Origin of the sequence: Thermanaeromonas sp. C210, from assembly GCF_013167955.1 — a bacterium.
GTDB lineage: Bacteria > Bacillota > DSM-521 > Neomoorellales > Neomoorellaceae > UBA12545.
On record NZ_BLWF01000003.1, the window covers coordinates 122,995 to 135,999 of the forward strand.

Annotated in this window: 12 protein-coding genes and 1 pseudogene; all 13 read left to right on the forward strand. The window is 59.3% G+C overall.

Annotation, left to right across the window (positions count from 1 at the left end; genetic code table 11):
* The first annotated feature begins 37 nt into the window (after positions 1–37).
* Entirely contained in the window at positions 38–313 is a 276-nt protein-coding gene (locus TAMC210_RS08040; protein WP_173298298.1) for a BMC domain-containing protein, read from the forward strand.
* Positions 314–374: 61 nt separating this feature from the next.
* Positions 375–671 (forward strand): BMC domain-containing protein, encoded by a 297-nt coding sequence (locus TAMC210_RS08045; RefSeq protein WP_173298299.1) that lies wholly within the window; start codon positions 375–377, stop codon positions 669–671.
* 1 nt (position 672) lies between these two features.
* The gene (locus TAMC210_RS08050) at positions 673–945 is read left to right on the forward strand and encodes a BMC domain-containing protein (protein ID WP_173298300.1); all 273 of its coding nucleotides are present in this window, start codon (positions 673–675) and stop codon (positions 943–945) included.
* A gap of 14 nt (positions 946–959) precedes the next feature.
* Entirely contained in the window at positions 960–2,432 is a 1,473-nt protein-coding gene (locus tag TAMC210_RS08055) for an aldehyde dehydrogenase (protein ID WP_173298301.1), read from the forward strand.
* 20 nt (positions 2,433–2,452) lie between these two features.
* A complete protein-coding gene (locus tag TAMC210_RS08060) occupies positions 2,453–3,814 on the forward strand; it encodes a 4Fe-4S dicluster domain-containing protein (protein WP_254388595.1) in 1,362 nt (453 codons plus the stop codon).
* Positions 3,814–4,359, forward strand: a complete 546-nt coding sequence (locus TAMC210_RS08065; protein ID WP_173298303.1) for a BMC domain-containing protein — start codon at positions 3,814–3,816, stop codon at positions 4,357–4,359. Before TAMC210_RS08060 ends, TAMC210_RS08065 begins: the two co-directional genes overlap by 1 nt.
* Before the next feature lie 88 nt (positions 4,360–4,447).
* Positions 4,448–5,122 (forward strand): phosphate propanoyltransferase, encoded by a 675-nt coding sequence (pduL, locus tag TAMC210_RS08070; RefSeq protein ID WP_173298304.1) that lies wholly within the window; start codon positions 4,448–4,450, stop codon positions 5,120–5,122.
* A 4-nt stretch (positions 5,123–5,126) separates the two neighbouring features.
* Positions 5,127–5,405: a EutN/CcmL family microcompartment protein gene (locus TAMC210_RS08075; protein ID WP_173298305.1), complete on the forward strand. Its 279-nt coding sequence runs from the start codon at positions 5,127–5,129 to the stop codon at positions 5,403–5,405.
* A gap of 60 nt (positions 5,406–5,465) precedes the next feature.
* Positions 5,466–6,671 carry an acetate/propionate family kinase gene (locus TAMC210_RS08080; protein WP_173298306.1) on the forward strand — a complete coding sequence of 402 codons (1,206 nt, stop codon included), beginning with the start codon at positions 5,466–5,468 and terminating at the stop codon, positions 6,669–6,671.
* A gap of 33 nt (positions 6,672–6,704) precedes the next feature.
* Positions 6,705–8,171, forward strand: a complete 1,467-nt coding sequence (locus TAMC210_RS08085) for a rhamnulokinase (protein ID WP_173298307.1) — start codon at positions 6,705–6,707, stop codon at positions 8,169–8,171.
* Positions 8,172–9,890 (forward strand): ribulokinase, encoded by a 1,719-nt coding sequence (locus tag TAMC210_RS08090; protein WP_173298308.1) that lies wholly within the window; start codon positions 8,172–8,174, stop codon positions 9,888–9,890. It abuts the gene before it with no gap.
* A 597-nt stretch (positions 9,891–10,487) separates the two neighbouring features.
* Positions 10,488–10,841 (forward strand): annotated as a pseudogene (locus TAMC210_RS08095) (sigma factor-like helix-turn-helix DNA-binding protein); the annotation flags it as partial.
* A 273-nt stretch (positions 10,842–11,114) separates the two neighbouring features.
* Positions 11,115–12,998 (forward strand): FAD-dependent oxidoreductase, encoded by a 1,884-nt coding sequence (locus tag TAMC210_RS08100; protein ID WP_173298310.1) that lies wholly within the window; start codon positions 11,115–11,117, stop codon positions 12,996–12,998.
* The last annotated feature ends 7 nt before the right edge of the window (positions 12,999–13,005 follow it).

Below are 13,005 nucleotides of genomic sequence, written 5' to 3' on the forward strand. Positions count from 1 at the left end.
GGACAAAAGTAGAGGAAGGGTAAGGTAGTCGGCAAAAATGCGGAATCAGGCACTCGGTATCATAGAGGTTCGCGGCCTGGCGGCTGCGGTGGCCGCTGCCGATACCGCTGCGAAGACGGCGGCCGTAACCATCCTCGGGTACGAACCCACCAAGGGCAGCGGGCTGGTGGTTCTAACAATCAGCGGCGAGGTCAGCGCCGTGGAGACGGCCCTTGAAGCTGCCAGGGAGCAGGCCGCCAAGGTCAGCACCGTTTTTGCCAGTCGGATCATTGCCAAGCCGCATGACGATTTGGGACGGTATTGCGGCCTTTAGGCCGAATACGGCCTATTACACCCAAGGGAATAATGAAGAGGCTCAAGGAGGAAACCCGTCTATGAGCGCTTTAGGCCTTATCGAAACTAAGGGTTTGGTGGCGGCCATAGAGGCGGCCGATGCTATGCTTAAGGCCGCCGGTGTGGAGCTGGTGGGCATGGAAAAGATCGGTTCGGGCCTGGTCACCGTTATGGTGTCCGGTGAGGTGGGTGCGGTCAAGGCTGCCACCGAGGCTGGCGGCGCAGCTGCCGCGCGGCTGGGGGAAGTCATCGCCGTCCACGTCATCCCGCGTCCCCACAGCGACGTGGCGCGCATACTGCCCGGGGAAAAGTCCCCTTCGGCCAAGGGGGTAGATTAGGGTGGGGGGCGGAGCTTTAGGGCTCATCGAGACTAAGGGTTTGGTTGCGGCTATAGGGGCGGCGGATGCCATGCTGAAGGCCGCTGGTGTGGAGTTGATAGGCATGGAAAAGATAGGGTCCGGCCTCGTCACCGTGATGATCAGCGGTGACGTGGGCGCCGTTAAGGCCGCCACGGAGGCCGGGGCCGCCGCTGCCGGTAAACTCGGCGAGATAGTAGCCGTGCACGTGATCCCGCGTCCCCATAACGACCTGCAAAAGATTTTACCGGCTTAAAGCGGTGAAGGGAAATGGTCGACGAAAGAACCATAGCCACCATTGTAGCCGAAGTCTTAAAAAACCTCCAGCAAGGGACCTACAGTGAACCGCCCGAAGCTGCGGGAGCGGCAGCGGGCGGTCCGCCGGCGCCGGCAGGAGGCCGGTCTCCAACCATTCGCTCTTCCGGGGATCAGGGCGTATACAGCGATCTCAATGCAGCCATCCGCGCGGCCAAGGAGGCCCAGGGAGAACTGGTCAGGTTGGGCCTGGAGGCCAGGGGGAAAATTGTGGAGGCCATCCGCCGGGCGGCCATTGACAACGTGGCAACCATAGCCCAGCTGGCCCATGAAGAAACCGGATACGGCCGCGTAGAAGACAAAATCCGGAAGAAGCTTTACGCAGCGCGGCTGACCCCTGGCATTGAAGACTTAAAGACTGAAGCCATCAGCGGTGACAACGGCCTTATCCTTATTGAAAGGGCGCCCTTTGGTCTCATCGCCTCCATCGAACCGGCCACCCACCCCGGCTCCTGCGTCATCAACCACGCCATAAGCATGGTCGCCGCCGGGAACAGCATAATCTTTCTCCCCCATCCCAAGGGCTTAAGGACCACCCAGTACCTGGTGCGCCTCTTCAATACGGCCATCCAGGAAGCCAGCGGGCCTAAGGATTTATTAGTGGTTGGCGACAGCGTAAGCCTGGAGAACCTGGATCTTGTCTTGAGCCACCCCGACGTGGACTTGGTCGTGGCCACCGGCGGTCCGGAGGTAGTCGGTCGTGCCTTACGGAGCGGCAAGAAGGCCATTGCCGCGGGCCCCGGCAATCCGCCGGTGGTAGTGGACGAAACCGTCGACGACCTGGACTACGCCGCCAGATGCATCGTCGAAGGCGCGGCCTTTGATAACACGGTTCTCTGCATAGCGGAGAAAGTGATCATCGCCGTCGAAGCAATAGCCGATAAACTGCTCCTCCACCTGCAGAAGCACGGCGCCTATCTCGTGGAGGAGGAAGAGCAGAAAGAAAAACTTTTACGTACCATCCTGCCTGACGGCAGGCACTTTCACCCCGATCTCATCGGTCGGGACGCCACGGTTATTTTAAAGCGAGCCGGTATCAGCGCCCCGGAAAGCACCCGGATTGCCGTAATGGAATGCCCACCGGAGCACCCCCTGGTGCAGGAGGAACAGCTGTTGCCCGTCCTGCCCCTGGTGCGGGTTCCGGACTTTGATGCCGCCCTGGAACTGGCGGCCCAGGTCGAGCACGGCTTTAAGCATACGGCCATTATCCACAGCCGGGATGTCGGCCGGATCACCGCCTACGCCCGGAGGCTTCGTACCGACATCGTGGTGGTCAATGCGTCCTCGGCGGCCGGGTTAAACATCGGCGGTGAAGGGCATTTCAGCCACACCATTGCCAGCCCCACCGGGGAAGGGATATGTACGCCCCGTACCTACACCCGGGAACAGAGGACAGTCATTGCCGGGGCGCTGCGGACGGTAGACTAAGAAGGAGCAAATGGAGCGGAGTGAAGGCCGCCTTGAAGGAAGCAAGGGGTACTGACTTGGACTTTGTTATCAACCGAATAGCCGCCGCAGGGGTTGTCGGCGCTGGCGGAGGCGGTTTCCCTACGGCCTTTAAATTGAAGACCGGAAGACCCATCCGGACCGTGATAATCAACGGGGCCGAGTGCGAACCCCTGCTCAGGGTGGACCAGGCGCTCATGACCCGATATCCGGCGGAACTCCTGGCCGCGTTGGCAACCATTGTCGAGGCTAGCAGCGCCGAATGGGGTGTTGTAGCCCTTAAAGAGAAATACCGGGAAGCCCACATCGCCCTGGAGGAAGAGATAAAGAATTACCCGCGGTTAAAGCTCCATATCCTTCCGGATGTCTACCCCATGGGTGACGAACATTTACTGACCTATAGCGTCACCGGCCAAACCATCCCGCCGGGAGGGTTGCCGTTACAGGCGGGAGCAGTAGTTATAAACGTCGAAACCCTGTACAACATACACGAGGCCCTGAAGGGAATACCCGTAACCCACAAGTACGTTACCGTCACCGGCGCCGTTCGCCGGCCCGCCACCGTGAAAGTACCGGTGGGCACACCTGTAGAGAATCTCCTGGAGCTGGCCGGCGGCCCTTCCGCCGACCGGTATCTAATTATGGACGGCGGGCCGTGTATGGGTAAGGTCACGAGCCCGAGCGCGCCGGTGTCCAAAACCACCAAAGGCATTATTGTACTTCCCCTAGATCACCCCCTGGCCGCAGTCTACCAGAGGGATCTCAATCGCGACTTAAAGTTCGCCCTCAGTGTATGCTGCCAGTGCCGCCAGTGTACGGACTTCTGCCCGCGCCACCTTCTGGGGCACCCCTTAGAACCCCACCGGATCATACGCGCCGTTACCTATGGCCTGGCCGATGTAACGCTGCCCCAGGCCCTGCTTTGTAGTGAATGCGGCCTCTGTGACCTCTATGCGTGCCCCTTTAACCTTTCCCCGCGGCAGGTGAACAGGAGAATCAAGGCTGAATTGCGGCAGAAGGGCTTCCGGCCTACCGGGTGGGGCGGGTCGGGGCCCTTGCCTTGGCGGGAAGGGCGGCAGGTACCCACCAGGCGCCTTATCGAGCGCTTGGGGTTACAGGAATACTCCGCCCGCCCGGCTACCCTCCGGGAAGGTGAAGTTACGGTTACCCGCGTGCGCCTGGCGCTAAAACAGGGAGCCGGCGCCGCCGCCCGTCCCCTGGTCGGGGTGGGAGACAGAGTGCAAAGGGGCGATCTCGTAGCCCGCACCGACGGTGGCACCCTGGGGGCCGACTTACACGCCAGCATAGGAGGCATAGTCAGGGCAGTAGAGGGTGAAATCGTGATTGAGGGAGGTGGTGACTGATGGGAGTCGCCATCGGCCTCATCGAAGTGAAAAGCATCGCCCGGGGTTTAATGGTCGCCGACGGTTGCCTTAAGGCGGCGCCGGTAGAAGTAAAGATACGTACCACGTGTCCCGGTAAAAGCCTCATTGTCATAAGCGGCGAAATCGGTGCCGTGGCCAGTGCCGTGGAGCATGGCGTGAAGATAGGCGGGGTAACGGTGGTCGACAGCTTAATCCTGGGTAACCTCCATCCGGATGTCCTTACCGCCCTGGCCGGGGCGGCGCCAGGCGTAGCCGCAGGTGCCCTGGGCGTCCTCGAGACCTTCAGCGTTACGGCGGCCATCAGGGCTGCAGATACGGCTGCTAAAGCTGCCGTGGTTCAACTGCTTGATATCCGTCCGGCCTTCGGCCTCGGAGGGAAAGGAGTGGTAATCATCGGCGGCGGCGTGGCTGCAGTTCAGGCGGCCGTAGAAGCAGCGTCCCGACCCTTAAAGGAGGAAGGAGAACTGGTAGATGCCGTCGTTATTCCCGGTCCCCACCCGGGGGTCTGGGAACAGCTGGTGTAAAGGACGATGGCTACCGGAAATAATCATTGCCCGGGAATAAAGTACAAAAATATGAACTCTGACCATCATAGAGCAGGGTGATCGCCAAATGTCCAATGCAGCCCTTGTGGAGTTGATAACCCGAGAAGTCCTGGCCGAACTTGAAGCCCGCCGGGGCAGAAACCTTGCCCGTACTGCCCCCGCCTCAATGGCTAAACGCGTTCCCGTTGCCGTATCCGCCCGCCACGTCCACCTGGCCCAGAGGGAAATTGATATTCTTTTCGGCCCCGGTTACCAGCTTACTAAGAGGAACGACCTTTATCAGCCGGGGGAATTTGCGGCCAACGAAGTGGTAACCTTGGTTGGGCCGAAGCTGCGCCCCTTGACCAACGTCAGGGTTCTGGGGCCGGTGCGCGACCGTACTCAGGTGGAGATCTCCCGTACCGATGCCATTTACCTGGGTATTGCGGCACCGGTGCGTCGTTCGGGAGACCTGGCCGGTTCCGCTCCCATTACCCTGGTGGGACCCAAGGGGTCGGTTACCCTCCCGGAAGGGGCCATTATCGCCAACCGCCACATCCACATGAGCCCCGTAGATGCCGCAAGGTGGGGACTGAAGGACAACGACGAAGTAACGGTACGCACCGTTGATGCAGAACGGCCTACCATCTTCGGGGGCGTCCAGGTGCGGGTTAGCCCTAAGTTCAGACTGGTAATGCACATCGACACCGACGATGCCAATGCCGCCGGGCTCCGGTGTAACGACGAAGTGGAAATAAGGTGAGAAAATGTTTATTGCCGAAGTAACCGGTACGGTAGTGGCCACCCGCAAACACGAAAGCCTGACCGGGACTAAGCTCCTGCTCATCCGGCCCCTGGATGGGGGTCGCCGGGGGCAGACTCTCGTGGCGGTGGACGCCGTGGGCGCTGGCAAGGGTGAAGTGGTCCTGGTGACTACGGGCAGCGGCGCCAGGCTAGGGCTGGGTGTCCCCCATGCCCCGGTGGACATGACCATAGTAGGTATTGTGGATAAGGTTGAGGGGGATGTCAAAGGCTTCCCACGGTAAAACCGGGTCCGCAAGAATCTCCCGGCAAGGCGGGTTATAGGCAATAAGAGGGGGAAAAGAATGCAAGTACTGGCCATAAACTGCGGTGGGTCTTCGGTAAAATACAAACTCTTTTCCATGCCGGAAGAGAGGGTGCTGGTTCAGGGCAGGGTTGAAGGAGTGGGGGGGCCGGAGACTATCCTTCATCACCTCGACCGCACGGCGGGGGAGGATGAACTGCATAAACCCTTACCTCGGGGCGATTATGGCCAAGCCCTGGAGGAAATCCTCAAGTTGCTGCGGCCTTACCCCATAGAGGCCGTAGGGCACCGGGTGGTTCACGGCGGCGCGAGCCTCCGGAGGCCGGCCCGGATTGATGATGAGGTTCTGGCAACTTTAAAAGCCTGCTGCCACCTCGCGCCGTTGCATAACCCGGCCAATATTGCCGGCATCGAGGCCGTAGCCAGGCTTCTCCCGGAAGTACCCCAGGTGGCCGTGTGCGACAATACCTTTCACCTTACTTTGCCTCCCCGGGCATACCTTTACGGGTTGCCCTATGAATTTTACGAGCGCTATGGGATTCGCCGTTACGGCTTTCACGGTATAACCTTCTCCTTCATGGTCCAGCGCGCCGCTTCTCTGCTGGGAAGGGATCTCAAAGAATTAAAAATCGTTTCCCTTATGCTCGGCAGCGGGACGACGGCCAACGCCTGCCTTGGCGGCGAATCCGTGGACGTCTCCACGGGCTTTACGCCGACGGAAGGGCTACTCCAGTCAACCCGCTGCGGCGATGTGGACCCCGGAGTCCTCGTTTATCTCCTGCGCCAGGAAGGCCTCGGACCCGAGGCCCTGGAGGAGGTAATCAATAAAAGGAGCGGCTGGCTGGGGATATCGGGCGTCAGCAATGATTACCGGGCGGTGGAGGAAGCCGCCCGCCGGGGGCACGAAAGGGCCCGGATAGCCCTCGACGTTTTGGCCTACCGGGCTAAGAAATATATCGGCGCCTATGCGGCAGCCATGGGCGGTATTGATGTCCTGATCTTTTCCGGTGGTGTGGGGGAGAGGAGCAGTAGCCTGCGCCGGGAGATATGCAGGGGGCTGGAATTTCTGGGTATTGAGCTGGATGCCGAACGGAATGAAAAGGGGAGCGGTGACCGCCTAATCTCCAGCCCGGAGTCCCGGGTGAAGGTCTTAGTGGTGCATACCGACGAAGAGGTGATGATCGCCCGGGAAACGGTAAAGGTCTTGACCGGGAAGGACGCCGGCGGAGCCCGGCAAGGGGGATAATACTTACTAAAAAGCCAAAGGAGCTGGACGGGGATGGGTTATCTTGCCTTTGACCTGGGGGCCGAAAGCGGAAGGGCCATAGTGGGCACTCTGCAGGACGGCCGCCTCACGTTGGAAGAAATTTATCGTTTTCCCAATGAACCTGTACGGGTGCCGGACGGCCTTCACTGGGATGTCTTACGCCTCTTTCATGAAATGAAGGAAGGCCTGCGCCGGGCGGCAGCCCGTTACGGAAGGAACTTAAAAGGCATGGCCGTCGACACTTGGGGAGTAGACTTCGCCCTCCTGGGAGAAAGGGATATCCTCTTGAGCAATCCCTACCACTACCGTGACCGCCGTACGGAAGGGGTAATGGAGGAGGCCTTTAAGCTTGTCCCCAAGGAAGAGATTTTCTCCCAGACGGGAATCCAGTTTTTGCCCTTCAACTCCCTTTATCAACTCCTGGCCTGGCGGCAGCAACAGCCTGCCCTGTTAAAACAGACCCGCACCATGTTGATGATCCCGGACCTTTTTAACTACTTTTTCACAGGGGTAAAAGCCGGGGAATTCACCAACGCCACCACTACCCAGATGTACAACCCCCGTACCGGCACCTGGGCTGTCGATTTGCTTACCAGGTTCGATTTGCCGGTGCATATGCTTCCGGACGTCAAGCCTGCGGGCACGGTCCTCGGACCCGTACTGCCGGGAGTGGCCAGGGAAACGGGGGCGGGGGAGATAACCGTTATTCTTCCCGGAAGTCACGATACCGCCAGCGCCGTAGCCGCCGTACCGGCAACAGGGCCGGACTACATGTACATCAGCTGCGGTACCTGGTCGCTGGTAGGGACGGAGGTAAGGGAACCGGTAATTAATGACCAGACCCTCAAACTTAACTTCACCAACGAGGGTGGCGTTGGGGGTACCTTCAGACTCCTGAAAAACGTAACCGGATTATGGATGGTGCAGGAATGCCGCCGTACCTGGGCCCGCATGGGGGAAAATTTCAGTTACGGGGAACTCGCGGCCATGGCCCGGGAGGCGCAACCCATTCCGGCCGTGGTGGATCCGGACCATCCTGCCTTCCTTAATCCGGAAAATATGCCGGAGGCCATTCAGGCTTACTGTCGGGAAACGGGCCAGCCGGTACCGGAAACCAAAGGAGAGATTGTTAGATGCGCCCTGGAGAGCCTGGCCCTGAAGTACCGCTGGGTACTGGAAAGGCTGGAGGGCATCCTGGGGAAGAGACTGGCGGTCGTTCACATGGTGGGCGGCGGTACACAAAACGAGCTCCTCTGCCGGTTTACCGCCGGCGCCACGGGACGGCCGGTGGTGGCCGGCCCGGTGGAGGCTACCGCCGTCGGTAACCTCCTGGTCCAGGCCATGGCCATGGGGGAAATCAGCAACCTGGATGAAGGCCGGGAAATCGTGCGCCGTTCCTTTGCCCTGAAGACCTATGAACCCGAAGACCAAGGGGAATGGGACGAAAAATACGCGAAATTTGTTGGGCTGGTGAGCTAAATGAGCCGTAATGCCGAGCATGATCACAGCTTGGTGATGGGTCTTGACTTCGGTACCGATTCGGTGCGGGCGCTGGTAGTCGATGCCGCCACGGGAGAGGAACTGGCCGGTGAAGTGGCCTATTACCGGCGGTGGTCCGCAGGGATGTACTGTGATCCGGCGGAGAACCGGTTCCGCCAGCACCCCCTTGACTATATTGAAGGTATGGAGGCCGCGGTCAGGGGGGCGCTGGCCAAACTTCCGCCCGGGGCGGCTGCAAGGGTGGTGGGTATCGGCGTGGACACTACCGGTTCCACCCCGGCTCCCGTCGACGTCCACGGGAGGCCCCTGGCCCTATTGCCTGAATTTAGCGAGAATCCCAATGCCATGTTCATCCTGTGGAAGGACCACACCGCCGTGGAGGAAGCCGGAGAGATCAACCATGCGGCCCGCCACTGGGGCGGTACGGATTTCACCAAGTATGTAGGAGGCGTCTATTCCTCGGAATGGTTCTGGGCCAAGATCCTCCACGTGTTGCGTCACGATGAGGATGTGCGGTCGGCGGCCTTTTCCTGGGTGGAACAGTGCGACTGGATCCCGGCCCTCTTGACCGGCACCGAAGATCCCAGGAGGATAAAGAGGAGCCGCTGCGCGGCCGGTCATAAGGCCATGTGGCACGAGGATTGGGGAGGGCTACCCCCCGAAGAATTCCTGGTCCATATCGACCCCCTCCTCCAGGGCCTCCCAGGCCGCCTCTACACGGCCACGTATACGGCGGATAAGCCGGCCGGAAGGCTAACTCCAGCCTGGGCGGAGCGCTTGGGCCTGCCCCCAGGCATTCCGGTAGCCGTCGGGGCCGTGGATGCCCATGTAGGCGCCGTAGGCGGCGGAATTACCCCCGGTGTCCTGGTGAAAATAATGGGCACCTCAACCTGCGATATAATGGTGGTCCCCAAGGAAAAGATAGGCACTAAATTAATCAGCGGCATCTGCGGCCAGGTAGACGGTTCGGTAATCCCGGGCCTTATCGGTCTTGAGGCGGGCCAGTCAGCTTACGGCGACGTCTATGCCTGGTTCAAGGAACTCCTTTCCTGGCCTCTAAAGGCCCTGCTGCCGGAAAGTTCCCTGGTGAACAGGGAAACGGGAGAAAAGCTGCGCAGGGAGCTCGAAGATGACCTCCTCCGGCGCCTTTCCGAAGAAGCGGCCTGGATTCCTGCCGGGTCCACGGGACTGCTGGCCCTGGACTGGCTCAACGGGCGCCGGACACCCTACGCGGATCAAACCCTCAAGGGGGCCGTTGTAGGCCTGACCCTGGGGAGCACCGCCCCCAAGGTCTTCCGGGCCCTGGTGGAGGCCACGGCCTTCGGCTCCAAGGCCATCAACGAGCATCTTATGAAAGAAGGACTGGAAATTAGAGAGGTCATCGCCCTGGGCGGCATCGCCAGGAAAAACGACTTTGTCATGCAGGTTCTGGCGGATGTCCTGGACATGCCCATCAAGGTAGCGGCCGCGGATCAGGCCTGTGCCCTGGGGGCCGCCATGTTCGGCGCCGTGGCCGCCGGGCTATATCCGAAGGTTGAGGAGGCCCAGAAAAAGATGGGTCGCGGCTTTAGCCAGGCATATACCCCCGACCCGGAAAAGGCCGCCACGTATCAAAACCTGTACAAGGATTATCTGAATTTGGGCAAGATGCTGGAGGCAGCCTGGTCCTCGGCCGGGGAGGCAACACCCCTGCGGTGACTTGCGGACCGCACCGCGTTATCCGGCCGTAAAGTCCCTGCGGAGCGCACCAAGGATTCAACTGCCGGCCCTCCTCAAACACAAAGTTAAAGGTGCGTTCCGTTTTATTATAAATAATTTAAAGTGTGGTCGAGGGCGGCGCCGGCGTAAGACCCGGTACAGTGGCACCTGCTCGTCCCATAGGGGGTCCTGCAGGTATTCGTCGCCCCTTGAAAGGCGAAATTCAGGGCTACAACCTTCCCATTAGGCCCCTGGTGGTAACGGTATTGTCTACTACGGTGGTGACTTTCCACCTTCCGGCATCCTTATTACTTCCCTTTTTTGCGTATTGCAACAACTGCCGGCCTTAGCTTCCGGCGTCGCAGGTACCTTGCCGAGGTTTTTTCGTCCTTCCCGGGAATCTTTTCGTTACGTCACGTCTTAAAATCCATCCCGACTTGGTTTTTAGCATAAAGCCATAAAGAACATAAGTTCATATTTTGATCCGGGCGGCTACATACCGGCTGCGGCGACGTGCGGCAGGGCATAACAGGCAGGAATTGAGGTAGGTGGCGGCGAAATTCTTAAGACAGCCAGGGGCTAATGCAAGGATTTGTAATAAAGATTGAAATCTTAATGCACCTGCGGGCCCTGAAGAAGACCCGAGGAGAGATTTCTCTCTACGATCCCATCGGGGTGGATAAAGAGGGAAACGAAATTTCCCTCATCGATGTCTTGGGTACCGACGAAGACATCGCGGAGGTGGTGGAGAGCCACCAGGAGAGGCAGTGGGTGCTGGAAAAGATCAAGTGCCTGAGCAAGAGGGAAAAAAAGGTGCTGGAGATGCGCTATGGGCTAATGCACGGCCTGCGCAAGACCCAGCGGGAGATAGCCCGCAAGATGGGGATTTCCCGTTCTTATGTTTCCCGTATCGAGAAGCCCGCTCTTTTATATACAGTTATCTCGACTTAGAAGGCTACTCTCTCTATATTAGGGTACACCGGCGGCCCGCGGTTTAGCGCTTACAAAAAGCCGCTCTGCCAGGCAGGGGAAATGGCGAAAGATGTTGAAGAAATTAAACAGGAGAGGTAAAAGTTAAGAGACACTTGCAGGGTTGGACTAATCTCTGTTATGCTAAAGGTAAAAATCTTTCACCTAATAAAATGCTACCCGGCCGGCAACAGGAGGGTAAGGAAAAGGTAAAGGCAACGGCATAAAAAATAAGAGAGTTGGGGGGAGAAGTTGGTGCTCAGTACATGGAGGAGCGGCAGTAAGACTTATAAAACCTCCCTGCCGCCCCTGGGAGGACGTCCTTTAAGGGCCTTCATCGGCTGGGGAGGTATTATCGTCAACGACACCGGTGTAGACCTCCTGGCCGCCCTTAAAGAGTATTACCAGGCGGTACAGAAGGAGTCCTGTGGGAGGTGTGTTCCTTGTCGGGTGGGTACCAAGCTCATCTTGGAGCTTCTGCGAAAGCTTTCGGATAGGGACGAGCCCTCCCTGCACCAGCAATTGAAGAGAATAGCCCTCCTGGTATATCACGGTTCCAAGTGTGAGCTGGGCCAGTCGGCCGCGAGGCCGGTTCTCGATTTCGTAGATCATTATGACCGTATGGTAGCTTATACCGGGGGTGGTCGAGAACCTCAAGAATATAAATCCATTGTTGCCGCCCCCTGCATGCAAAGGTGTCCGGCCCACTTGGACATACCTAGATATATGGAATGTACCCAGGAATCCCGGTTCCGGGAAGGGCTGGCCGTCATAAGGGAGAGCACTGCCCTGGCGGGCGTGCTGGGCAGAGTATGCGTGCATCCCTGCGAGGAACACTGCCGCCGGGGTTTGGTGGACGAGCCCTTGGCCATAAGGGGCATCAAGAGATTCCTCGCCGACTACGAACTCAAGGGCGGCCGCAGGCCCCGTGTAGACGGGAAGGTCGACAACGGGCGCCCACGGGTGGCGGTGATAGGTGCCGGGCCGGCCGGATTGAGCTGTGCCTATCAGCTGGCCCGGCGGGGATATAAGGTGACCGTTTTTGAAGCTTTGCCCGTGGCCGGGGGGATGCTCGCCGTAGGGATTCCCGCTTATCGACTGCCGCGGGACATCCTGCAGGGTGAAATCGAAGCCATCAAGGAGCTGGGCGTGGAGATCAAGTATAATACGCCTGTGGGTAAAGAGATAAGCTTTAAAGAGCTGTGGCAGGGCTATGAGGCCGTCTTTATTGCCACCGGCCTGCATGATAGCGCCAAAATGGGTGTGGAAGGCGAGACGGCAGGGTATGAAGGCTTCATACCCGGGGTGAAATACCTGCGAAATATTAACCTGGGCCTGCCCGTACCCCGGGGTAAAAGGATAGCCGTAGTCGGCGGCGGTAATGTCGCCATGGATTGTGCCCGCTCTTCCCTGCGCCTGGGGTTTGAAGAAGTATATCTCCTGTACCGCCGCTCCCGGGCCGAGATGCCGGCCAACGAGTGCGAGGTGAGGGACGCCGAGGCGGAAGGGGTAAAGTTCTATTTCCAGGCCAATCCCGTGAGAATAGTGGCGGAGGACGGCAAAGTGAAGGGAGTCGAGTGTGTAAGGATGGAGCTCGGCGAACCCGATGCCAGCGGGCGCCGGCGGCCGGTCCCCGTGCCCGGTTCGGAATTCTTCCTTCCCTGTGAAGTTGTAGTGCCGGCCATCGGACAGGTGGCCGACCTTTCCTTCCTCGACGGCACGGAAGGCATTGAATTGACCAAAGGGGGAACCATTGCCGTGGACCCGGTGACCCTGGCCACCAAGGTGCCGGGAGTTTTTGCCGGGGGAGATATAGTCCTGGGACCGAGGACGGTGGTAGAGGCCGTTGCCCAGGGGAACAGGGCGGCCCTTTCCATAGACCAGTACCTTACGTCCGGGAAGGTGGAGGCAGTCCCTCAGGACCTGCTGGATGCCTGGCTGAAGGAATTCGACGTGTTCGATAGCGAAGAAGAGGTAGGCTTGCCCTCCGGCTGGCCGCGTAAAGAGGAGAAGGCGGCGCCGGTGGAGGAGCGCCTCAAGGACTTTAGGGAAGTGGAGTTGGGGTTTAGTTTCGACAACGGAGTGGCCGAAACGGCCCGGTGTTTAAGGTGTTATCGCGTGGGACTTATGGTCTTTTGAAGGGAGG

What these genes read in the sequence shown, in the direction of transcription:
- TAMC210_RS08090 (WP_173298308.1), top strand. Translation starts at nt 8,172, where the DNA reads ATGAGCCGTAATGCCGAGCATGATCACAGCTTGGTGATGGGTCTTGAC.
- TAMC210_RS08055 (WP_173298301.1), top strand. Translation starts at nt 960, where the DNA reads ATGGTCGACGAAAGAACCATAGCCACCATTGTAGCCGAAGTCTTAAAA.
- TAMC210_RS08040 (WP_173298298.1), top strand. Translation starts at nt 38, where the DNA reads ATGCGGAATCAGGCACTCGGTATCATAGAGGTTCGCGGCCTGGCGGCT.
- TAMC210_RS08080 (WP_173298306.1), top strand. Translation starts at nt 5,466, where the DNA reads ATGCAAGTACTGGCCATAAACTGCGGTGGGTCTTCGGTAAAATACAAA.
- TAMC210_RS08085 (WP_173298307.1), top strand. Translation starts at nt 6,705, where the DNA reads ATGGGTTATCTTGCCTTTGACCTGGGGGCCGAAAGCGGAAGGGCCATA.
- pduL (WP_173298304.1), top strand. Translation starts at nt 4,448, where the DNA reads ATGTCCAATGCAGCCCTTGTGGAGTTGATAACCCGAGAAGTCCTGGCC.
- TAMC210_RS08075 (WP_173298305.1), top strand. Translation starts at nt 5,127, where the DNA reads ATGTTTATTGCCGAAGTAACCGGTACGGTAGTGGCCACCCGCAAACAC.
- TAMC210_RS08065 (WP_173298303.1), top strand. Translation starts at nt 3,814, where the DNA reads ATGGGAGTCGCCATCGGCCTCATCGAAGTGAAAAGCATCGCCCGGGGT.
- TAMC210_RS08045 (WP_173298299.1), top strand. Translation starts at nt 375, where the DNA reads ATGAGCGCTTTAGGCCTTATCGAAACTAAGGGTTTGGTGGCGGCCATA.